Source organism: Pseudomonas sp. OE 28.3, from assembly GCF_014268205.2.
Lineage (GTDB): Bacteria > Pseudomonadota > Gammaproteobacteria > Pseudomonadales > Pseudomonadaceae > Aquipseudomonas > Aquipseudomonas edaphica.
In genome coordinates, this window is the sequence record NZ_CP077082.1 from 1780361 (window position 1) to 1802550 (window position 22190).

Sequence of the window (22190 nt, forward strand, 5' to 3'; positions counted from 1 at the left end):
CCCTTATCGGTTGAATGGAGTGTTCCTCATGCAGACTTCAAACACAGGCGTATCGCGCACCCGCCAGGTGGTGGCGGCTGTGATCGGCAATGCGCTGGAATGGTATGACTTTATCGTTTACGGCTTTCTGGCCAGCATCATCGCCCGGCAATTCTTTCCGTCGCAGGATGAATACGCCTCGCTGCTGATGGCCCTGGCCACCTTCGGCGTGGGCTTTTTCATGCGCCCGGTGGGCGGCATCCTGCTCGGCATTTATGCCGACCGCAAAGGCCGCAAAGCCGCGATGCAGTTGATTATCCGGCTGATGACCGTGTCTATCGCATTGATCGCCTTCGCGCCCAATTACGCCGCCATCGGCATGGGCGCGCCGCTGCTGATTGTGGTGGCGCGCATGCTCCAGGGCTTTGCCACCGGCGGTGAGTACGCGAGTGCCACGGCGTTTCTGGTGGAAAGTGCGCCGGCCCATCGCAAGGGCTTGTATGGCTCCTGGCAGTTGGTGGGGCAATGCCTGGCGGTATTTGGTGGGGCGGCGATGGCGGCGTTGGTCACGCACTTCTTTTCGCCGCAAACCCTCGACCTGTGGGGCTGGCGCGTGCCGTTTGTGCTGGGCTTGCTGATCGGTCCGGTGGGCTTGTGGATTCGCCGTCACCTGGAAGACCCCGAAGAGTTTATCCAGGCGCGCAAGCAAGCGACCGGCCCGGCGCCGAGCTTGATGGGCGTGCTGCGCGAGCATCGGCGCAGCATCCTTGTCTCCATGGGCTTGGCCTGTGGGGCGACGGTGTCGTTCTACGTGGTGCTGGTGAATATGCCGACCTTCGCGCACAAGAGCCTCGGTTTGCCGCTGGACCAGGTGCTGATGGTGCAGATGTTCGCAGTGGCGCTGATGACCGTGGTGATTCCGCTGTCCGGCATGCTCTCGGACCGGCTGGGGCGGCGGCCGGTGTTGATGGCTTTCACCCTGGCATTCTTTGTGATGGTTTACCCGTTGTATGTGTGGGTGGCCGCGGCACCGTCCATCGAGCGCTTGCTGGTGATGCAAGTGCTGCTGTGCACGGTCATCGGCGGCTTTTTCGGCCCGGCACCGACGGCCCTGGCCGAACAGTTTCCGATTGAGGTGAGGTCAACGGGTGTGTCGGTGGCTTATAACGTCGCGGTCATGGTGTTCGGCGGTTTCGCACCGTTGATCGTGACCTGGCTGACCAAAGTACTGGGTACGCCAGTGGCGCCGTCGTTTTATGTACTGTTCGCTTGCGTGCTGACGTTGATGGGCACTTACTGCATGCACGAAGCCCCACGGGCGAAAAAACCGCTGCCCTTTTCCAATGAGGTGAAGCCTTGAGCCGTGTTGATTGGGATGCCACGCAGCTGTCGCAAGCGATCCATGCGCGGCAGGTGTCGTGTGAAGACGTGATGGGCGATTACCTGGCGCAGATCCAGCGTTTTAACCCGAGTGTGAATGCGCTGGTGTCGTTACGTGATGCCGATGAAGTGCTGGCCGAAGCGCGTGCCTGTGATCGTGAGTTGGACCAGGGCCAATCGCGAGGCTGGATGCACGGCATGCCCCAGGCGATCAAGGATTTGGCGGCCACCAAGGGCTTGCGCACCACCTTGGGCTCGCCGCTGTTCGCCGAGCATGTGCCCGCCGAAGATGCGATCAGCGTGTCGCGCGTACGGGCCAGCGGCGCGATCATCATCGGCAAGACCAACGTGCCGGAATTCGGCCTCGGCTCGCAGACCTACAACACGCTGTTCGGCACCACCGGCAATGCCTATGACCCACGTTTGGTGGCCGGAGGCAGCAGCGGCGGGGCGGCGGTGGCGCTGGCGTTGCGCATGTTGCCGGTGGCCGATGGCAGCGACATGATGGGTTCGCTGCGCAACCCGGCGGCGTTCAATAATGTGTTTGGTTTGCGCCCTTCACAGGGGCGCGTGCCCCACGGGCCGGTGCCGGAATTGTTTGTGCAGCAACTGGGCACCGAAGGCCCAATGGGCCGCAGCGTCACGGATGTGGCGAAGTTATTGAGCATCCAGGCCGGTTACGACCCTCGGGTGCCGCTCTCATCCAAGGACGATCCGTCGGTGTTCGGCCAGCCGTTGCAGCGCGATTTCAAAGGCGCGCGCCTGGGCTGGTTGGGGGATTACAACGGCTACCTGCCGATGGACGACGGCGTGATGAACCTGTGCGAGTCGGCCCTCGGCGATTTCGCCGCATTGGGCTGCGAGGTGGAAAGCTGCCAGCCGGCGTTTTCCCTGGCGCGGCTATGGCGCTGTTGGTTGGTGCATCGCCACTGGCTGGTGCACGGCAACCTCGGTGCGGCCTACGCCAACCCGCAAAAACGCGCGTTGCTCAAGCCTGAGGCGCAATGGGAAGTGGAGGGCGGGCTGGGCTTGAGCGCGCAGCAGGTGTACCAGGCGTCGGTGGACCGCAGCGAGTGGTATCGCGCCTTGGCCAAGCTGTTTGAACGTTACGATTTCCTGCTGTTGCCCAGCGCCCAAGTGTTCCCTTTTGATGCACAACAGGCGTGGCCGCGCAGGGTGGGTGGGCGTGAAATGGACACCTATCACCGGTGGATGGAAGTGGTGATCGGCCCTACATTGGCGGGCTTGCCGAGCATGAGCATTCCGGTGGGCTTCAATCCTCAAGGCTTGCCCATGGGCTTGCAGATCATCGGCCCGGCCCAGGCGGACCGCGCTGTCTTGCAGCTGGCTTATGCTCATGAACAGCTGACGCAATGGGTACAACGCCGCCCGCCTGCGTGCCTTGAATCGATGAGTTGACCTGCGATCGGGCCTGTATCTTGCTGTGAAAAATGATCATCCACCGGCAACAGGGAGATCGAACATGGAGACAGGCACGGTACGGTCGGTTGAGCGCGCACTCGCCATCGTCGAACTGCTCGGTGAGCACCAGGCCTTGGGGTTGGAGGAGTTGCACTACCTCACACGCTTGCCCAAGGCGACGGTGTCGCGCATGTTGCTGACCTTGCAGGAACAGGGCTGGGTCTATCGCGGCCTCAGCGACCGCCGTTACCGCCTGCGCGCCCAACGGTTGTTCGGCGACACCCAGCAACGTTTCAAGCGCCAAGTGGTGGAAAGCGCCGCGCCCTGGCTGCTGGAACTCAGCGAGCGCACCGGGCTGGTGGTGGATCTGTCCTGCTTTGATGGCGAGCGCCTGGAAGTCATGGAAAGCGCGATCCCCAGTGTGTTACGCAAGCTGTACCCCAACAACTGCCAGATCGTCGGCCAGCACGCCAGCCTGTTTCACTCGGCGATGGGCAAGGCGTGCCTGACGCAATTGCCGGTTGAGGAGGTGCAGCGTCTGGCGGGCCGCGATCATGTGGCCGTGGACGAGCAGGTGCATACCTGCGAGCAAACCCAGCACCAGGGGTTTGGCCAGCGCACTGAAGGCTATTGGGAATACCCGGTGCGCCTGCCGTTTCTGATTCGCGCGGTGGCCTTGCCGGTGCAGGCCAATGGGCGGCTGGTGGGCAGTATGGCGTTGCACTGGCCGATGCATCAGGCGCCGGTGGAGCGCGTATTGAACCTGCACATGGCCAGCCTCGAAGCGACGGTGCGCGATGTGCAGCGGGCGCTGATCTGAAGGCAACCACCGAACTCTGTGGGAGCTGGCTTGCCTGCGATAGCGGCAGGTCAGTCACCTTCACTGTTGCCTGTGGCGAGCAGGCTTGCCCTGCGTTGGGCTGCGAAGCAGCCCCAAAATCAAGCGCTGAGTTTTTTCAGTAAAAATTCCAATGCTCTCATGGGGCTGCTGCGCAGCCCAACGCAGGGCAAGCCTGCTCGCCACAGGGGTTTGGCTGCCTTGAAAAATTGTGCAGATACCCGGCTCCCAGATTGGATTTGCGCCGCTTGTGAGATTGCGCTTAAGGTTCGTGCAGGTTTTTTGCCCCATGAGTTTCTATGTTCAATCTCAAACCCCTGGCCTTCACGCTGTTGACGTGCGCCGCCTTGCCTGCCCACGCCGACTGGTACCTGGATAACGAATCCTCGCGCCTGTCGTTCGTCACTACCAAGAACACCGAGATTGCCGAGGTGCATCGTTTCCTGGTGTTGCACGGCAAGGTCGACAGCAAAGGCGCGGCGCAGCTTGAGGTCGAGATGGAGTCGATCAACAGCGGCATCCCGCTGCGCGATGAGCGCATGCGCAATGACCTGTTCCAGATCAAGGCCTTCCCCGAAGCGCTGATCAGCGCGCAGATTAATCTGCAACCGATCAATGACCTGGCCCCAGGCGCGCAAATTGAGTTGCGCCTGCCACTGTCGGTGACTTTGCATGGCAAGACCCAGACCTACAGCGCCGAACTGCTCGCCACACGCCTGGATGATCGACGCTTCCAGGTGGTAACCCTGGAACCTGTGGTGCTGCATGCCGAGGATTTCGATTTGGTGACGGGTGTGGCGGCACTGCGCAAGGCGGCCGGCTTGGCGTCGATCAGTTTGTCGGTGCCGGTCGGTGCGGTGCTGATTTTCACGGCGCGCTGACGTGAGCGGCGCAGTGTTCCCGTGGCGCAGCGCCAACCGCTTCGAGTTGCTGATCGACGGCCCGAGTTTCTTCCCGCAGATGCTGGTGGGTATTGCCCGGGCCGAGCGCCAGGTCGATCTGGAGTTGTACCTGGTGGAGGCCGGTGCTTGCGCTGAAGCCATGGTGCAAGCGTTGGTGCAAGCCGCCGAGCGCGGCGTGCAGGTGCGCTGCCTGTTTGATGATTACGGCAGCCTGGCCTTCACGCTGGGCCTGCGTAAGCGCCTCACCGACGCGGGCGTGCAACTGCGCTTCTACAATCGCCTGAGCTGGCGCCGTTGGATGCGTAACCTGTACCGCGACCATCGCAAACTGTTACTGATCGATCAGGGCATCGCGGTGGTCGGCGGCACGGGCGTTACCGATGAGTTCTGGACGCCAGGGCAAGACACCGCCGACTGGCATGAAGTGATGGTGCAGATCAGCGGCCCGTTGGTGCTGGACTGGCAGGCGTTGTTCGACCGGCAATGGCATGCCAACGCGGCGCGCCGTGAGTGGAAACCCGCCACCCATTTCGGTTTGCCGCGCTTGCCCAAGGTGCCGGCCACCGGGCCTGGCCTGGGGCGCGTGGCGTATGCCGATGCTCGTCAGCACCGCGATATTTTGCAGTCGCTGATCCGCGCGCTGAACAGCAGCAAGACGCGCATCTGGCTGGCCACCCCGTATTTTCTACCGACCTGGAGCGTGCGCCGTGCGTTGCGCCGCGCAGCCGGGCGTGGCGTGGATGTGCGTTTATTGCTGACCGGCCCGCGCACCGATCACCCTTCAGTGCGCTACGCCGGGCACCGTTATTACCCACGGTTGTTGCGCGCAGGCGTGCAGATCTTTGAATACCAGCCGTGTTTTTTGCACCTGAAAATGGTGCTGGTGGACGACTGGGTGAGCGTTGGCTCGTGCAATTTCGACCACTGGAATTTGCGCTTCAACCTGGAGGCCAACCTGGAAGCGCTCGACCCAGAATTGACGGCAGCGGTGGTGGGCAGTTTCGAGGGTGATTTTGCCAAGAGCCAGGCGGTGAGCCTGGCGGCCTGGAAGGCGCGGCCACTGTGGCGGCGGGTGAAGCAGCGGGTGTGGGGCTGGATTGATCGGTTGGTGGTCAACCTGCTGGATCGGCGGGGGTAGCCGCATCACTTAGATCAAATGTGGGAGCTGGCTTGCCTGCGAAAGCATCACCTCAGTACACCTGACACACCGAGGTGCCTGCATCGCAGGCAAGCCAGCTCCCACAAAAGCCAGCTTCCACACTGACCGCATTTACAGTTTTAGATCAGAGCAGTTCAAACGTCTGCTGCTGCACATCCTGGGAATCCAACCCGATCTGCACATTGAACTCGCCCGGTTCCGCCGCGAACTTGAGTTGAGTGTTGTAGAACTTCAAGTCTTCCTCGCTGATGGTGAAGTGCAAAGTGCGCTCTTCACCGGCCTTGAGCATGACTTTCTGGAAGTTCTTCAGCTCTTTAACCGGGCGGATCATCGAGCCGGCCACGTCCTGGATGTACAACTGCACTACGGTTTCGCCATCGACTTTACCGGTGTTCTTCACGGTGACGCTGGCATCAAGCTTGCCGGTCTTGTTCAGGGTGGTGGACGACAGCGCCATGTCCGACAGGCTGAACGTGGTGTAGCTCAAGCCATAACCGAACGGGAACAGCGGCCCGGTAACGTCATCGAAGTACTGCGAGGTGTAGTTGCCCGGCTTGCCTGGGGTGAACGGCCGGCCGATGCTCAGGTGGTTGTAGTAGGTCGGAATCTGCCCCACCGACCGTGGGAAGGTGATCGGCAGCTTGCCCGATGGGTTGTAGTCACCGAACAGCACGTCGGCGATGGCGTTGCCGCCTTCAGTGCCGGCAAACCAGGTTTCCAGGATCGCGTCAGCCTCTTTGTTTTCATCCACAATCGACAGCGGGCGGCCGTTCATCAGCACCAAGACCAGCGGTTTGCCGGTGGCTTTGAGCGCCTTGATCAGGTCGCGCTGGCTTTGCGGGATGTTCAGGTCGGTGCGGCTGGAAGACTCGTGGGACATGCCACGGGACTCGCCCACGGCGGCGACCACTACGTCGGCTGCCTTGGCGGCCTTGACCGCTTCGTCGATCATCACCTGGGCTGGGCGGGTGTCATCGACCACTTCCGGCGCATCGAAGTTGAGGAAGTTGAGGTAGTCGACCACGGCCTTGTCATTGGTGATGTTGGCGCCACGGGCGTAGATGATTTTGCCTTTGTCGCCGATTACAGCGTTCATGCCGTCCAGCAGCGTGACGGATTGTTCAGGCTTACCGGCGGCGGCCCAACTGCCCATCATGTCGATCGGTGCCTTGGCCAGCGGGCCTACCAGCGCGATGGTCGCGGATTTTTTCAGCGGCAGGGTGTTGTTGTGGTTTTTCAGCAAGACCTGGCTGCGGCGTGCAATATCGCGCGCATCGCTGCGGTGCAGGCGGCTGTCGGCATAGGTGTCGGCCGGGTCATCTTCGGCCTTGCCGATGCGCAGGTACGGGTCTTTGAACAGGCCCATGTCGTACTTGGCGCCGAGCACTTCGCGCACCGCATTGTCGATGTCGCTTTGCTCGATTTCGCCGGATTTGAGCAGGCCGGGCAATTCCTTGCCGTACAGCGAGTCGTTCATGCTCATGTCGATGCCGGCCTTGATCGCCAGCTTGGCAGCCTCACGCCCGTCCTTGGCCACGCCGTGCTTGATCAGCTCGAAGATCGCGCCATGGTCGCTCACGGCCAAACCTTTGAAGCCCCAGTCCTTGCGCAACAGGTCGTTCATCAGCCAGGTGTTGGCGGTGGCCGGTACGCCGTTGATCGAGTTGAGCGCCACCATCACGCCGCCGGAACCGGCCTTGATCGCCGCGTGGTACGGCGGCAGGTAGTCCTGGTACATCTTGACCGGGCTCATGTCGACCACGTTGTAGTCGCGACCGCCTTCCACCGCGCCATACAGGGCGAAGTGCTTGACGCTGGCCATGATGCTGTCGGCATTAGCCGGGCTTACGCCCTGGAAGGCCTTGACCATCACTTCGGCAATGCGTGAGACCAGGTAGGTGTCTTCACCAAAACCTTCGGAGGTGCGGCCCCAGCGCGGGTCGCGGGAAATGTCGACCATCGGCGCAAAGGTGATGTCGAGGCTGTCGGCAGCGGCTTCCTGGGCGGCGATGCGCCCGGAGCGGCCGATGGCGTCCATGTCCCAGCTGGAGGCCAGGGCCAGGCTGATCGGGAAGATGGTGCGGTGGCCGTGGATCACGTCATAGGCGAAGAACATCGGGATCTTCAACCGGCTGCGCATGGCCGCGTCCTGCATCGGACGGTTTTCCGGGCGGGTGATCGAGTTGAACGTGCCGCCGATGCGGCCGGCGGCGATTTCCTTGCGGATCAGCTCGCGGGGCATTTCCGGGCCGATGCTGATCAGGCGCAATTGGCCGATCTTTTCATCCAGGGTCATCTGCTTGAGCAGGTCGCTGACGAAGGCGTCCTTGTCTTTAAGCGCAGCAGGCTTTGTTTCTGCCCAGACGGGGTGGGTGGCCAGAGTGGCAACAAGGCCGAGCAAACACAGCTTTTTCATGAATATCCTTTTTCGGCTACTGCACAGCGAAAATGCGCTGGTCTGCCAAAATGTGGGGGAACCTATGTTGTTGTTCGAGTGTTATTGCAGTAAATGCACCACACTTGTGAACTCTTATTCGCGCTGGGCATCTTTTTAGCTGATTGGCTCGACGCAATCCAGTGGTGGCGGATTATGCCCCAAGCGCGCGGTTTATAGGGTTAGTCGTCACATTCCATCCAGATTGGGCAGGAGAAACACTATGCAAGCAGCACAACATTACCGCTGGGGCTTCAAGGCCGCGGCTTTGCTACTGATCAGCACGGTGCTGAGCGGTTGCGGCATCAACACCATTCCGACCCTGGACGAACAGGCCAAGGCGGCCTGGGGCCAGGTGCAAAACCAATACCAACGCCGCGCCGACCTGATTCCCAACCTGGTGGAAGTGGTCAAGGGCTATGCGGCCCATGAGCAAGACACCCTCACCGCTGTGATTGAGGCGCGGGCCAAGGCCACCTCGATCCAAGTGGATGCCAGCACCCTCGACAACCCCGAGAAGCTCAAGCAGTTCCAACAGGCTCAAGACGGTTTGAGCGGCGCACTCAGCCGTCTGATGGTGGTGTCCGAGCGTTACCCGGACCTCAAAGCCAACCAGAACTTCCTGGCGTTGCAGTCTCAGCTTGAAGGCACCGAAAACCGTATTGCCGTGGCCCGTCGCGACTTTATCCAGGCGGTGCAGGCTTACAACACCGAGATCCGCACCTTCCCCGGCCGCCTGTGGCATAGCGTGATGTACAGCGACTTGCCGATCCGCGCCACGTTTGAAGCCACCAGTGCCGACGCCGATAAAGCGCCGCAAGTGAAGTTCAAATAAGGCTTCTCTGAGGTGTCGATGCGTTTATTACGGATAGGCTTGGCGCTGTGGCTGCTGGCCTGCGTGGGCGTGGCCCAGGCGGCGCTGACCTTCCCGGCCTTGACCGGGCGGGTGGTGGACACCGCGCAGATGATCGACCCGGCGGTACGTGCGCAACTGACCCAGCAATTGCAGGCGCTGGAGCAAACCTCGGGTGACCAGATCGTGGTGGTCACTGTGCCTGACCTGCAGGGCGTGCCCATTGAGGACTACGGTTATCAATTGGGCCGCCAGTGGGGTATCGGCCAAAAGGGCAAGGACAACGGCGCGCTGTTGATCGTCGCCCGTGATGAGCGCAAATTGCGCATCGAAGTCGGCTATGGCCTCGAAGGCGTGCTGACCGATGCGCAGTCGTGGGTGATCATCAACCAGGTGATCGCGCCCAAGTTCAAGGCCGGTAATTACAGCCAGGGCATCAGCGACGGCGTTGCGGCCATGATTCAGGTGGTGGGCGGCGAGCCGCTGGCCGTGCCGGCGCATGTGGCGGATGCGAATTTTGCCAAGGATAATCCGGGGTTTTCCATCGGTTTGTTCGTCCTGCTGATCGGCGTGTTGTGGCTGTGTAATCGGCTGGGGCTGCCCGTTGGCGCTATCCTGCTGGCGATTCTCAGCAGCAGTGGCCGCGGTGGCGGGGGCGGGGGCGGCGGTGGTGGCTTCAGAGGCGGCGGCGGTGGTTTTGGCGGCGGTGGTGCCTCAGGTGGCTGGTAATGACAATAACTAGAACAGAGCATCTACAACCATGGCATTACTGACTGAACACGAGCAGCGCCAAGTCGCCGAAGCGATCGCACGCGTCGAAAAAACCACCGACGCCGAGCTGGTCACCGTGCTGGCCGCGCGCGCGGATGATTACGCCTATATCCCGCTGCTGTGGGCCAGCCTGATCGCCTTGGTGGTGCCTGGCATCGTGCACTACCTGTCGGGCTACCTGACCATGTACACCTTGCTGTTGGCGCAATGGGCGACCTTCATTGTGCTGTGCCTGGTGTTTCGCCTGCCCAAGGTCACCACCCGCCTGATTCCGCGTTCGGTACGCCACTGGCGTGCATCGAACCTGGCCCGTCGACAGTTCCTGGAGCAAAACCTGCACCACACGCTGGGCAGCACCGGCGTGCTGATTTTTGTCAGCGAGGCGGAGCGGTATGTGGAGATCCTGGTGGACGATGGTATTTCCAGGCACCTGGATGACAGCAGTTGGGATGAGATCGTCAAGGCATTCACCCAGCAGGTGAAGCAGGGGCAGACGCTGGCGGGGTTTATTGCCTGCATCGAGGCGTGTGGTGAATTGCTGAAGGTGCATGTGCCGGTGACGCAGACGCGTAATGAGCTGCCTAACCGGTTGATCGTGCTGGAGTAACGCCAAGCACCGCAAATCTAAATGTGGGAGCGGGCTTGCTCGCGAACGCGGTGGGTCAGCCCTAAATAGGTTGGCTGACACTCCGCATTCGCGAGCAAGCCCGCTCCCACAGGGGGGCTGTGCTGGCCATGGGATTTGACCGTTGATCAAATAACCCCGTGCCCTAAACCTTCATCCCCCCTAAAATGCCCGGCATTCTTTGCCCGAGGCGTTTTTGTTCATGTCTGTCACCGCTCAACCTGCCAGCCCTGCGCCGGATCATCACGCCCAGTTCATCGAACTGCTGAGCGCAAGCCTCGCGCAGAACGCGTTTATCAAGCTGGTGCTGGCCAAGTACGTCGGCGAAGAAGCCGAGTTGCAGCGGCTGATCATCAAGCAGGTCGTGGTCAAGGAGCAGGCGTGCCTGTCCTTTGTTTATCGCTACAAGACCCGCGACATTACCAAGAACTTCCCGCTGGCCGAAGGCGTGGCGGCAATTGCCGCGCTGCTGCCGGCGTCGTTCAAGAATGCGCACCTGTTGTCGATGACCGACGAAGCCCAGCTGGAATACAGCAAAAAGAACAAAAGCTCGCTGTTCAAAAGCAAGCCGCAGCAACTGCGCGAGGCGCCTTCTGCTGAGCATAACCGCGAGAAAAACCGCTTCCTCGACTTGAGCCGACCCTTCCTCGCGGACCTGGGCGTCACCGACGCCAAGCAGGCGCTGATCCCATCGATGTCGCGCAAATGGAAGCAGATCAACAAGTTCATCGAAGTGTTCAGCCATGCGCTGACCTCATCGCCGTTGAAGCTTGACCAGCCGGTGCGCGTGGCGGATTTCGGTTCGGGCAAGGGCTACCTGACGTTCGCCATTCACGATTACCTGCGCAACACCCTCAAGGCCGAGGGCGAAGTGACGGGTGTGGAATTGCGTGAAGACATGGTAACCCTGTGCAACACCGCCGCCGCACGCCTGGAGCATCCGGGGCTGGTGTTCAAGTGTGGTGATGTGCGCAGTGTGGCGCCCAGCGAACTGGATGTGATGATCGCCCTGCATGCCTGCGATATCGCCACCGACTACGCGATCCACACCGGCATCCGTTCCGGTGCGTCGATCATCATGTGCTCGCCGTGCTGCCACAAACAGATCCGCCTGCAGATCCAGAGCCCGGTGCTGCTCAAGCCGATGCTGCAGTACGGCCTGCACCTGGGCCAGCAAGCGGAAATGGTCACCGACAGCTTGCGTGCGTTGTTCCTGGAAGCCTGTGGCTACGAGACCAAGGTGTTCGAGTTCATCTCGCTGGAACACACCAACAAGAACAAGATGATTCTGGCGGTCAAGCGCACCGAGCCTGTGGACAATGCGCAACTGTTGGAAAAAATCCAGGAGCTGAAGGCGTTCTACCACATCAGCGAACACTGCCTGGAAACCCTGCTGCGCGCGGATGGCTTCTTGAACTGAATGCGGTCTCCTGTGGGAGCTGGCTTGCCTGCGATGGCATCACCTGGGTTTGCTGATAGACCGAGGTGTCTGCATCGCAGCGGTGCGACGATTCGACAAGCCAGCTCCCACACAAGCCGGTGCAGGCTGCACCGCCGTCTTGCGCCCGAGCATCACCGTAATGATCACGCCACACGCAAACACCCAGGTAATCGGCTCGATATGTTCACCAAAGAACAACGCCGAAAACGCGATGGTAAAGAAGATCTGCAACAGCTGAATCTGGCTGACCCGCGCAATGCCGCCCATGGCCAGCCCGGCGTACCAGGCGAAGAACCCCAAAAACTGCGAGAACAGCGATACATACCCAAACGCCCACCAGGTGCGCATGGAAATCGCGCCTTGATGCTGCGCCGCCAAGTACCACACCGGGCCGATCAATACTGGTGTCGACAGCACCAGCGCCCAGCAGATCACCTGCCAGCCGCCCATTTCCTTGGCCAACCGGCCGCCTTCGGCATACCCCAGGCCGCCCACGGCAATCGCGCCGAGCATCAGCAAATCGCCGGCCTGGATACTGCCCGCGCCAGTGATCAACGCATAACTCAGCACCAACGCACTGCCCAGCGCTGCGCAGGCCCAGAAGGCTTTTGACGGCCGCTCATGTGACAGCCACGCCGCATACAGTGCCACGCACAGCGGTTGCAAACCGTTGACCAGCGCGCCATGGGACGCCGGCAAGGTTTGCATGGCCCAGGCCGACAACACCGGGAAACCCAGGATCACCCCGGCAATCACCAGGCACAGACCGCGCACCTGGCGCCAGGTTGGCCAGCGCTCGCGTCGCCACAACAACAGCGCTGCTGCCGGGATCGCCGCGAACAAGGCGCGCCCGAGGCCATTGAGCAAGGGGTGGATTTCCTGCACCACGATACGGGTGAAGGGCAAAGTCAGGCTGAAGATGACGACGCCCAGCAGGCCGAGGGCCATGCCGGTGTTTTCGCGCGAGCTCATGAGTGGGGACCAGAATCTGGAGGGCTTCAAGGGAAGCCCATCTAGCCACAACCCTCGCTGATTAAGGGCCTACAGCTGGTCGCAGATTTATCCGTACAGTTTCAATCTTTAAGCTGGCAGGCACGGCGCCATCGCGGGCAAGCCCGGCTCCCACATTGGATCTCTATTGTCTGGCGGACCGAGATCTCCTGTGGGAGCTGGCTTGCCTGGGGTTGATCTCTATTGCCTGGTTGACCGAGATCTTCTGTGGGAGCTGGCTTGCCTGCGATGGCGTCACCCTGGTCTTTAGAAGAACCGCGTAATGCTGACCTTCGCATCGCGGCCCTTGGTGTAGGCACGATCACCGCTCAAGGCCGGGCGGAAGTTGTTGTTGAACAGGTTGTCCACGGTGAAGTTCACCTCGGTGCCTTTGAGGTAGGCCTGTTGCGGTTTCCATTTGGCGAACAGGCCTTGGGTGTTGTAGGCCTTGTTGCCGTACTGGTCGTAGAACAGGTCGCCCAAACTGCTGCCCGGGCCGCCGGAATATTTGTCACTCGGCAAGCGATCGGTCGCGCCAATGAACTGGCCCATCCAGCCCACCTGGGCATCCCAGGCCGGGATGTTGGTGCCCACTACCAGCACCCATTTGGTCGGTGGAATGTCACGTGCCGGTACATCCGGCCCCCACGGGTTGGTGTACGCGCCTTCGTGTTCACCCTTGGCGTAGGCGAACGACACCGAGCCGAACAGGTAGGTGGAGTTGTAGAAAGACTCCAGCTCAAAACCCTTGATGGTCAGGCCGCCGATGTTGCGGTAGTTGGACATCGCCCCAGGCGGGCAAGCGTTGGCAATGGTGCCGCCGTTGATGGCCTGGTTTTGGCAACCAACACCAGTGGCCTTGAAGATTTCGTCTTCGACTTTGTTGTGGAACAGTGTGGCGCGCACTTGCAGGTTGTCGTTCTGGGCGATCAGGTGGTCGAAGCTGGTGACGCCGCCCAACGTGATCGAGGTGATGCGTTCCGGGTCGAGGTCGACACTGGTGGCGGTGCGGCTGCCCAGGCCTTGCACTTCATATTGCTCGTCGATCACCGGCGCACGCCAAGTCTTGCTCCAGTTGGCGAACAGCCCCAGGTTCGGCGTGACGTTCCAGAACAGCGCCAGGCGCGGCGACCAGCCGGTGTAAGTGCGGTCGCTGTAATCGTGGCCGAAGGACGGATTCGGGTTGTTGTAGTACGGCGCGTCATTGCCTTCGCCACGGTTGCGCACATGGTCGTAGCGCAGCGACGGGGTGATGGTCAAATCGCCCACGGTGACTGCGTCCTGGACAAAGAAACTGTTGGTGTCGACCTTGCCGTGGGGCATGAAACCCGGCTGGAAGTGCCCGTAGTTGTAGCGCGCGGTGTTGTAGGTGGTGCCGGGCATCCACATTTCGGTTTCGCGGATGTGCTTGCGGATTTGCCCGCCGACGGTCACCGCATGCTGCAAGGGGCCGGTGTCAAACAGGCTGACGTTGCGGATGTCGAGGTTCTTGTCGGTGTAGGCGGTGTCCATCTTGCGCCCGCCGGTGGCCAGTTGGAAAAACGCGGTGGCGTCGCGTTCGTCGGTCTGGTCGGTATTGGACTGGGAATATTTGACGGTCAGGTCGATCAGCGGGTTATTCACCGGCGTGTATTCGTACTTGCCTGACCAGGTGGTGTCAGTGGTGTCACGCTGGGCTAAAAAACGCTTCAGCGCGTTTTCGTAACCGTAGCGGTCGATGTTGGCCTGGGTCGGCGGCGTCGGGTAGCTGGCGGCGGAGAATGGTGTCCAGCGGTTGCTGTGGGAGCGCGAGTAAGACAGACCAACGCTGTGCTCCTCGGTGAAGTGGGCGTTGACCTTGAACAGTTTGCCGTCCACATCCTGGGCACTGTTGGGCAGGCGCTGCGGGTTGACCGGGTATTCGTTGTTGTCGTTGGGCAGTTTGGCGGCCACCTTCATGTCGCCGCCGTCGCGCTGGGTCAGGTAGGCCAGCGCGTCGAAACGCCCGTCGTCGGTGCGGCCGTACACGGCACTGCTGTAGATCTGTTCGTGGTCATTGCTGGAGTAACCGTATTTGAGCATCGCGCCGCTGTTGCGACCGTCTTGCAGCAGGTCCGGGGCGTCCTTGGTGGTCATGTTGACCGTACCGCCAAAACCGCCGTTGCCGGTGAACGGTGAGTTGGGGCCTTTCTCGACCTCGATGCTCTTGATCAGCTCCGGCTCGATAAACACGGTGCCTTGCTGGTAGCGCTCAAAGCCGGTTTTGGTGGCGCCGTCGACGGTCATCGGCACGTCTTCGGCATCGCCGAAACCTCGAATATTGATGGTCTGGCCACCAGGTTTCAGTGAGCCGCCCTGGCTCACGCCGGGCAAGGTCTGCAACAGGCTGGGGATGTTGTTGGACTGGTAGCGGTCAATGTCGGCCTGGGTCATGGTCGAGCGGTTGACGGTGCTGGAGTCGACTTCGTTACCGGTGCCGATCACGCTGAGGGCATCCAGCTGGATGGCGCCGCTGTGGGTGGTCTTGCCCTCGTCGGGGCGCACCACGTAGGTGCTGCCGACTTTGATCAGGGTGAACTCGCCGTTTTTCAGCAGGCTGCGAATCGCCACTTCCGGGCTGAATTCACCGTTGAGCGCCGGCGCCTGCACATGTTTGAGCAGTGTCTCATCGAACAACAGCTGGATTTTCGCCTGCTGCGCGACAAAGCTCAGGGACGTGGCCAGCGATTGGGCGGGCAGTTGCAGCCTGAGCGACTCGGCCTGGGCGTTGAGGCTCAAGGCCATGCAGCTGGCAATAAGGGTCGGTCGAAGAAACAGGTGCGGAGCGTGGCAAGGCGCGCGAAACATGAAATCCCCCGGGGTGGCTAAATAGCCAAAAGGTGTGCGTATCCAACACAGTCGGGAGGAAGACGGGGCAGCTGCAAAAAACCACACATGCGAATGCAAAATATTCTCAAGTGTGATGCTTGCAGGCCTTACTTGAGTGGTTCGATGCGGACAATGCCATCGGCCGAGGCCACGGTTTTAACCGGCAGCAGCGCGGGCAGGGCGCTGAGCAGGGCATCCGGGTCATTCACATCCAGATTGCCCGAGACCTTCAGTTGCGCCACGGCTTTGTTGACCTGCAAGGGCGCTTGAGGCCGGTAGAGGCTCAGTTCATCGATCAGGCTGGCCAACTCCCGATTGCGAAACGACAGGTGCCCACTGCGCCAGTCGGCCACTTCTTCGGTGGTGAGTGTCTGTTGCTGCACGGTGCCCTTGGCGTAGCTGTACGTGGCACGTTGCTGGGCGCTAAGCAACGCCACCGGGCTTTTGGCGTCCGGCTCGAAGGCGACCTGGCCGTGGGCGACGCTGACCACCAGTTGTTGCTGGCTGCGTCGCACGTCAAACCCGGTGCCGACCACCCGCACATTGGCCTCGCCGGCTTGCACGTAGAGCGGGCGCTCTTTGTCGGCGGCAACTTCGATAAAGACCTGGCCCTTGTCCAGGTGCAGGATGCGTTGATGCGCATTGAAGTCCACGCGCAGGTGGGTGTTGGCATTCACATACAGCGTGCTGCCGTCGGGCAAGGCGAGGGTGCGCATGCCTTTGGCGTGCCCGGCAATCTGGCTGTGGAACAGCGCGCGGGGTGCACCGATATTTGTCGTCAGCACGGCGCAGACCAGTGCGGCGGCCACGGCCAGAGCCGGGCGCATTATCGAGGGTTTACGCTTGGGCAGCGGTACGGGTTTATTCAGTTGCTGCAACTGGGCGAGGTCGTCCCACAGTTGTTCGAATTCGGCATAGGCACGGGCGTGGGCGGGCGTTGCCTGCCAGGCGGCAAAGGCTTTGCGCTCGGCCCGTGCTGCGCCATTACGGTTGCGGGCAAACCAGCTGGCGGCTTGGGCATCGATGGAGTCGCTCGCTTCGATGTCCAGGGCGTCGATGTCGCTCAGGCGGTTCATTCTGGCTGCTCCGTGCCGGGTTCTGGTTGAAGGCGTCGCTTGCAATGCAGCAGGGCAAAAGCGATGTGCTTTTCGACCATGCTGGTCGAAATGCCCATGCGTTCGGCGATCTGCGCCTGGCTCAAGCCTTCGAAGCGGTGCAGCATAAGGGCTTCTCGCCTGCGGGGCGAGAGTTCGGCAAGGACTTCTTTCAACTGTTCCAGGCGTTGCAGGCGCTGCGCGGCGGCCATGGGGTCGTTTTGTGCGTCGGTGACCGGCTCCGTGTCAGCGTCGGCCGGGTCGGAGTGAGCGCTTTGGCGTACCTTCTGTTTACGCCAGTGATCGCGCAACAGGTTGCGCGCCATCTGGAACAGAAACGCCCGTGGCTGCTCGACCTTGGCGCGGTCGCGGTAGTCCAGCCACTGGGTGAAGACATCCTGGGTCATGTCCGCCGCGTCGTTGGCGTTGTCCGTGCGCTTGCGCAGGAAATGCAGGATATCTGCATAAAACCCGCGAAAGGCATCGGCCGACAACGGGTCGGGCTTGGGACGAGACATGGATATCCTTCTTGAGGAAGCACGACGTAGATAAGTCGCGAATGATATCGAGAACTATTGTCATTTGTCTCTATGTAACGGGTTCATGGGTTCAAAAATGTGGGAGCTGGCTTGCCTGCGATAGCGATGCAAGCCAGCTCCCACAGAGGACCGCGGTTTTAGCGCAGTAATGCTTTGAGCTGTTCGATCCCAGCCTCACCCAACGGGAACACCGGCAAGCGTGGATCGCCCGCCTCCAGGCCGGTCAGCCGCAACCCGGCCTTGATCGTCGCCGGCAAACCGCCTTTGAGGATGAACTCCAGCAACGGCAACTGGCGATAGAACAGCTCCCGCGCCAGTGTCAGGTCATTGGCCAGCACCGCGTCATACAACTCCAGGTTCAGCTGCGGGATCAGGTTCGGCGCGGCCGTGCACCACCCCTTGGCACCCGCCGCGAAGGCTTCCAGCGCCAGCGGGTTGCAGCCGTTGTAAAACGGCACGTCGCTGTGGCGGCGCAACTGGTGCATGCGCTGAATATCGCCGGTGCTTTCCTTGACCATGGTCACGTTCGCCACCTGCTTGACGATGCGCAGGATCAAGTCCACCGACATGTCCGTGCCACTGGTAGCCGGGTTGTTGTAAAGCATGATCGGCACGCCGACGCTGTCGCCAATCGCGGCGTAGTGGGCGAGGATTTCCGCTTCGCTGAGTTTCCAGTATGAGGCCGGCAGCACCATCACCACATCGGCGCCATTGGCTTCGGCATAACGGGCGCGACGCACGGCCTTGGCGGTGGTCAAGTCAGACACGCTGACAACAGTGGGTACGCGCCTGGCGATTTTCGCAAGGCTGTAGGCGCTGACCTCATCCCACTCCGCATCGCTCAAATACGCGCCTTCACCGGTACTGCCCAAAGGCGCGATGGCGTGTACGCCGCTGTCGATCAGACGGTCGATGGAGCGGCCGAGGGCGTCGAGGTCAATGCGCTGGCCGTCGGCGCTGAACGGGGTGATGGTGTAGCCGATGATGCCGTGAATAGTGGGGTTGGACATGGGAGGTCTCCGCTTGAAAAAGGGCAATCAGTTCAGGCAATCGGCGTGTTTGCGCAGGTTCTGCCGGGCGTAGTAGTTGAATGCGGCGCCATGGCGCTTGGGCTTGGAGATCCAGTCATGGGCCTCGCGACCCAGTTCCGGCAGGATCGGCTTGATAGTGCCCGCCGACATTGCCAGCAACTGCAACTTGGCCGCCCGTTCGATCAACTGCGCGATCACGCAGGCTTCCTCGATGCTTGCGCCGGTGGACAGCTGACCGTGGTGCGAGAGCAGAATTGCGCGCTTGTCGCCCAAAGCTGCTGTGATGATTTCGCCTTCTTCATTGCCCACCGGCACGCCCGGCCAGGCTTCCAGGAAGGCGCAATCTTCGTACAGCGGGCACAGGTCCATATGCGACACCTGCAGCGGCACTTCGAGCATCGACAGCGCGGCAATATGCGTGGGGTGCGTATGGATGATGCAGTTCACATCCGGCCGCCCACGGTAGACCCAGGTGTGAAAACGGTTGGCCGGGTTGGGAATGCCATGCCCCTCGAGTACTTCAAGGTCTTCGTTGACCAGCAACAGATTGCTGGCCGTGATTTCATCGAAACCCAGGCCCAGTTGCTGAGTGTAATAGGTGCCAGGCGTGGGCCCACGTGCGGTGATCTGCCCGGCCAGGCCGGAGTCGTGTCCGTGTTCGAACAGGATGCGGCAAGTGAGCGCCAGCTTTTGCCGGTCGGTCCACGTATTATCCGCCAGGCTGTTTTGCATCTGGATCAGTGCTTGCTTGACCAGTTGGTCTTTGGGAAGTGCTAATGTCTTGGCCATATCGGTGTCCTTTGGGTTAGAGCAAATGACACTAAAGATGCTATATGACACTTTGTGTCATTGGCAAGCGTGATTCTGCCTTTTCTGCAGGGATTAACCGCAGCACATGTCTATCCGTTTGAAATTATTGAGAAAAAAACTTGGCGTAACCCTGGAGTCCCTGGCCGAAAAGTCCGGGATGACCAAGAGTTATCTGTCCAAGGTCGAGCGTGGGCTCAACACACCGTCGATTGCTGCCGCGCTGAAACTGGCCAAGGCGTTGAACGTGAAGGTCGAAGAACTGTTCAGCGAAGACAACGTCAGCCTCGACAGCTACAGCCTGGTGCGCAGCCACGAACGTCCCGACACCGCGCCGGGTTATGCCGTGTTGGCCCATCAGGTCAGCGAGCGCAGCCTGCTGCCGTTCATCATCTACCCGCCGGCAGAATTCACCGACAAGACCTTCAAGGAGCATCTGGGCGAGGAGTTTTTGTTCGTGCACGAAGGCCAGGTGGAAGTGGATTTCATGAACGAACGGGTGATTCTGGAGCGGGGCGACGCGCTGCACTTCAATGCACAGAAACCTCACCGAATTCGCTCGGTGGGAGAGGTGCAGGCGCAGTTGCTGGTGGTGGTGCACAGCAGCGACGAGTGACCGTGTTCCCAGGTTGGAACACCGTCACTGTGGGAGCTGGCTTGCCTGCGATAGCGGTGGGCCAGTCAGTACTGTCTTAACTGACACACCGCTATCGCAGGCAAGCCAGCTCCCACAGTTGATCTTCGTTGTTCAGTGGATCAGCGTTCGACCGGCACGGACAACGCGGCATTACCCAACGGATGCGTACGCGCCGCAAAGAACTTCACCTCCACGCCACTGCCGTCAAACAACTGCGAATACCGGCGCTTCTGCTGGCGGATAAACCCGTCACTGCGCCCCGACACTGAGATTGCCAGTGTCGTGAGTCTGGCCTGGCGAATCGCGTCCACCAAGTGGCTGTCCTGAGCCCCCAAGTCATGGCCGAAGATGCACAACGCGCCTTCATGACTCAGCAACTGCTCGTAGCAGAACGACAGATAATCCGAGCTGCGAATGGTCTTGAGCTTCTCCTCCACCTTGCCCTCGCTGACAAACAACGGCACATCGTCCAACGTCTTGATCGTGTTGTTTATTGCAAAGCTGCTGAGCAAGGTGCTCTCGGTGGTCGGCAATTTGCGCGCGGTGCCGTCGAGGTTGCGCACCAGGTGCAGGCCGCCGTGCAGGTAGAGGATGCGCGTGGCGTCGGTGCGGGTGTTGCGCAGGTCGAAGCTGGCGTCGGCGCTGCGGAACAGGTCATCGATGCCCGGCGTGTGCAAAATCGCCCAGTAGTTGAGCAAATCGTAATTGCTGGTGAACACCGTCGCGTAGCGCTTCAGTTCAGTGTTGATCGTCGCCAGTGTCGACGGCTGCACCAGGCGCCACGGAATGTGCACGGCGTGGATGGTGTTGATCAGCGCTTCCTTGATTGCGTAGTAGCGGTTGCGCGGCGCCGCCGAGCTGACCGCCAGTGCCTTGTTGACCCGGCTGGTGGTCTTCAAGGCGCCCAGCGCTTGCTCGAAACTGCGGGTTTGCAGGGCGTCGAACACGCTGAGTTCGGATGGGCTCAGGGGCTTTTCTTCGACGGTGCGGGCGTTTTCGAACAGCGAGTCGTAGGCAAAGTCTTCCCAAATCGCACGGCTGGCGCCATTGCCGATCAGAATCCCATTGAAGTCGATGGCGCTGCGCAGTGCGCTCCAGTCTTCAAGGTGGGCGTCAATATCCTGGAAATCCTTCATTGCGGCGGGTCTACTCGAAATCGGCTGGGTGGTGACTTTATCATGAGCGGGCGTTGATCCTGATCAAGATGCGCCACGCGTTAGCGGTTGATTCTGTCGGCATACCGCCTCCGAGGATTGACCATGAGCAGCACCTTTTTTATTCCCGCCGTCAACATCATGGGCACCGACTGCCTCGACGAAGCCATGACGGCCATCCGCAACTACGGTTTTCGCAAGGCGCTGATCGTCACCGACGCCGGGCTGGCCAAGGCCGGCGTGGCCAGCATGATCGCCGAAAAGCTGGCGATGCAGGACATTGACTCGGTGATCTACGACGGTGCCAAGCCCAACCCCAATGTGGAGAACGTCGAGAAAGGCCTGGCGATGCTGGAGGCCACCGCCTGTGATTTTGTGGTGTCCCTGGGCGGCGGTTCGCCCCATGACTGCGCCAAGGGCATCGCGTTGTGCGCCACCAACGGCGGGCACATCGGCGACTATGAAGGTGTCGATCAGTCGAGCAAGCCGCAGTTACCGCTGGTGGCGATCAACACCACCGCCGGCACGGCCAGCGAGATGACCCGTTTTTGCATCATCACCGATGAAACCCGCCATGTGAAAATGGCCATCGTCGACCGCAATGTCACGCCGCTGCTGTCGGTCAACGACCCGACGCTGATGGTCGGCATGCCCAAGGGGCTGACGGCGGCCACTGGCATGGATGCGCTGACCCATGCGATCGAAGCCTATGTGTCGACGGCCGCCACGCCAATCACCGATGCCTGTGCGATCAAGGCCATGGAGCTGATCAGCGCCAACCTGCGTCTGGCGGTACGTGATGGCAGCGACAAAGCCGCGCGGGAAAACATGGCGTATGCGCAGTTCCTCGCCGGGATGGCCTTCAACAATGCCTCGCTGGGGTTTGTGCACGCCATGGCCCACCAACTCGGCGGCCTCTACGACCTGCCCCACGGCGTGTGCAACGCGGTGTTGCTGCCCCATGTGCAAAGCTTCAACGCCAGCGTGTGCGCCAAACGCTTGAGCGACGTGGCGCGCGCCTTGGGCGCCGATATCAAGGGTATTACTCCGGAAGAGGGCGCCCAGGCGGCCATCGTCGCTATTCGCGCCTTGGCCCATGACGTTGAGATCCCGGCCGGTTTGCGCGAATTGGGCGCCAAGTTGCAGGACATTCCGCTGCTGGCCACCAATGCGTTGAAGGATGCCTGCGGTCTGACCAACCCGCGCCGAGCGGATCAGCGACAAATTGAGGAGATATTTCGCAGCGCGTTCTAAAGGCGGCAGCTGCACGCCGCAAGCGTTAAGCTA

19 protein-coding genes are annotated in these 22190 nt (G+C 61.0%); 11 read left to right on the forward strand and 8 right to left on the reverse strand.

What is annotated here, in order from left to right:
* The first annotated feature begins 28 nt into the window (after positions 1–28).
* The 5 genes from HU759_RS07970 to HU759_RS07990 all read left to right on the forward strand — a co-directional run bounded on the left by HU759_RS07970 (position 29) and on the right by HU759_RS07990 (position 5659).
* The gene (locus HU759_RS07970) at positions 29–1339 is read left to right on the forward strand and encodes a citrate-proton symporter (RefSeq protein ID WP_186618398.1); all 1311 of its coding nucleotides are present in this window, start codon (positions 29–31) and stop codon (positions 1337–1339) included.
* A complete protein-coding gene (locus tag HU759_RS07975; RefSeq protein ID WP_186618399.1) occupies positions 1336–2778 on the forward strand; it encodes an amidase in 1443 nt (480 codons plus the stop codon). The genes HU759_RS07970 and HU759_RS07975 overlap by 4 nt, the downstream gene beginning before the upstream one ends.
* Positions 2779–2842: 64 nt before the next feature.
* The gene (locus tag HU759_RS07980) at positions 2843–3601 is read left to right on the forward strand and encodes a helix-turn-helix domain-containing protein (protein ID WP_186618401.1); all 759 of its coding nucleotides are present in this window, start codon (positions 2843–2845) and stop codon (positions 3599–3601) included.
* 317 nt (positions 3602–3918) lie between these two features.
* On the forward strand, positions 3919–4500 hold the full coding sequence (locus tag HU759_RS07985; RefSeq protein WP_186618403.1) for a YceI family protein: 582 nt from the start codon (positions 3919–3921) through the stop codon (positions 4498–4500).
* A gap of 1 nt (position 4501) precedes the next feature.
* Positions 4502–5659, forward strand: a complete 1158-nt coding sequence (locus HU759_RS07990; protein ID WP_099548607.1) for a phosphatidylserine/phosphatidylglycerophosphate/cardiolipin synthase family protein — start codon at positions 4502–4504, stop codon at positions 5657–5659.
* Between the two features lie 145 nt (positions 5660–5804).
* Here the strand turns inward: HU759_RS07990 and bglX are convergent, their stop codons facing one another.
* Positions 5805–8096 carry a beta-glucosidase BglX gene (bglX, locus tag HU759_RS07995; protein WP_017137265.1) on the reverse strand — a complete coding sequence of 764 codons (2292 nt, stop codon included), beginning with the start codon at positions 8094–8096 and terminating at the stop codon, positions 5805–5807.
* 241 nt (positions 8097–8337) lie between these two features.
* Between bglX and HU759_RS08000 the strand changes: the two genes are divergently transcribed.
* From HU759_RS08000 to HU759_RS08015, 4 genes are all read left to right on the forward strand, one after another.
* Positions 8338–8949 (forward strand): LemA family protein, encoded by a 612-nt coding sequence (locus tag HU759_RS08000; protein WP_017137266.1) that lies wholly within the window; start codon positions 8338–8340, stop codon positions 8947–8949.
* Between the two features lie 18 nt (positions 8950–8967).
* Positions 8968–9696, forward strand: coding sequence for a TPM domain-containing protein (locus HU759_RS29965; RefSeq protein WP_186618406.1), 729 nt, complete (start codon positions 8968–8970; stop codon positions 9694–9696).
* Between the two features lie 31 nt (positions 9697–9727).
* Positions 9728–10345, forward strand: a complete 618-nt coding sequence (locus HU759_RS08010) for a TPM domain-containing protein (protein ID WP_186618408.1) — start codon at positions 9728–9730, stop codon at positions 10343–10345.
* Positions 10346–10565: 220 nt separating this feature from the next.
* Complete coding sequence (locus HU759_RS08015) at positions 10566–11783, forward strand: SAM-dependent methyltransferase (protein ID WP_169985456.1); 1218 nt, start codon at positions 10566–10568, stop codon at positions 11781–11783.
* A gap of 39 nt (positions 11784–11822) precedes the next feature.
* On the opposite strand, the gene HU759_RS08020 is transcribed toward HU759_RS08015, so the two are convergent.
* The 6 genes from HU759_RS08020 to HU759_RS08045 form a co-directional block, all read right to left on the reverse strand.
* A complete protein-coding gene (locus HU759_RS08020) occupies positions 11823–12776 on the reverse strand; it encodes a DMT family transporter (RefSeq protein ID WP_017137270.1) in 954 nt (317 codons plus the stop codon).
* A gap of 285 nt (positions 12777–13061) precedes the next feature.
* Positions 13062–15620, reverse strand: a complete 2559-nt coding sequence (locus HU759_RS08025) for a TonB-dependent receptor (RefSeq protein WP_186618410.1) — start codon at positions 15618–15620, stop codon at positions 13062–13064.
* 128 nt (positions 15621–15748) lie between these two features.
* Positions 15749–16717, reverse strand: a complete 969-nt coding sequence (locus HU759_RS08030; protein ID WP_169985460.1) for a FecR domain-containing protein — start codon at positions 16715–16717, stop codon at positions 15749–15751.
* Positions 16714–17253, reverse strand: a complete 540-nt coding sequence (locus HU759_RS08035) for a sigma-70 family RNA polymerase sigma factor (protein WP_017137273.1) — start codon at positions 17251–17253, stop codon at positions 16714–16716. The genes HU759_RS08030 and HU759_RS08035 overlap by 4 nt, the downstream gene beginning before the upstream one ends.
* A 158-nt stretch (positions 17254–17411) precedes the next feature.
* Positions 17412–18284, reverse strand: coding sequence for a dihydrodipicolinate synthase family protein (locus tag HU759_RS08040; protein ID WP_017137274.1), 873 nt, complete (start codon positions 18282–18284; stop codon positions 17412–17414).
* Positions 18285–18311: 27 nt separating this feature from the next.
* Positions 18312–19094, reverse strand: coding sequence for an aldolase (locus tag HU759_RS08045; RefSeq protein ID WP_017137275.1), 783 nt, complete (start codon positions 19092–19094; stop codon positions 18312–18314).
* 106 nt (positions 19095–19200) lie between these two features.
* On the opposite strand from HU759_RS08045, the gene HU759_RS08050 reads away from it, so the two are divergent.
* A complete protein-coding gene (locus tag HU759_RS08050) occupies positions 19201–19728 on the forward strand; it encodes an XRE family transcriptional regulator (RefSeq protein WP_017137276.1) in 528 nt (175 codons plus the stop codon).
* A gap of 140 nt (positions 19729–19868) precedes the next feature.
* Here the strand turns inward: HU759_RS08050 and HU759_RS08055 are convergent, their stop codons facing one another.
* A complete protein-coding gene (locus tag HU759_RS08055; protein WP_186618413.1) occupies positions 19869–20885 on the reverse strand; it encodes a DUF4917 family protein in 1017 nt (338 codons plus the stop codon).
* Positions 20886–21008: 123 nt separating this feature from the next.
* Here HU759_RS08055 and yiaY point away from each other — a divergent pair, with 123 nt between their 5' ends.
* Positions 21009–22157 carry an L-threonine dehydrogenase gene (gene yiaY, locus HU759_RS08060; protein ID WP_017137278.1) on the forward strand — a complete coding sequence of 383 codons (1149 nt, stop codon included), beginning with the start codon at positions 21009–21011 and terminating at the stop codon, positions 22155–22157.
* The last annotated feature ends 33 nt before the right edge of the window (positions 22158–22190 follow it).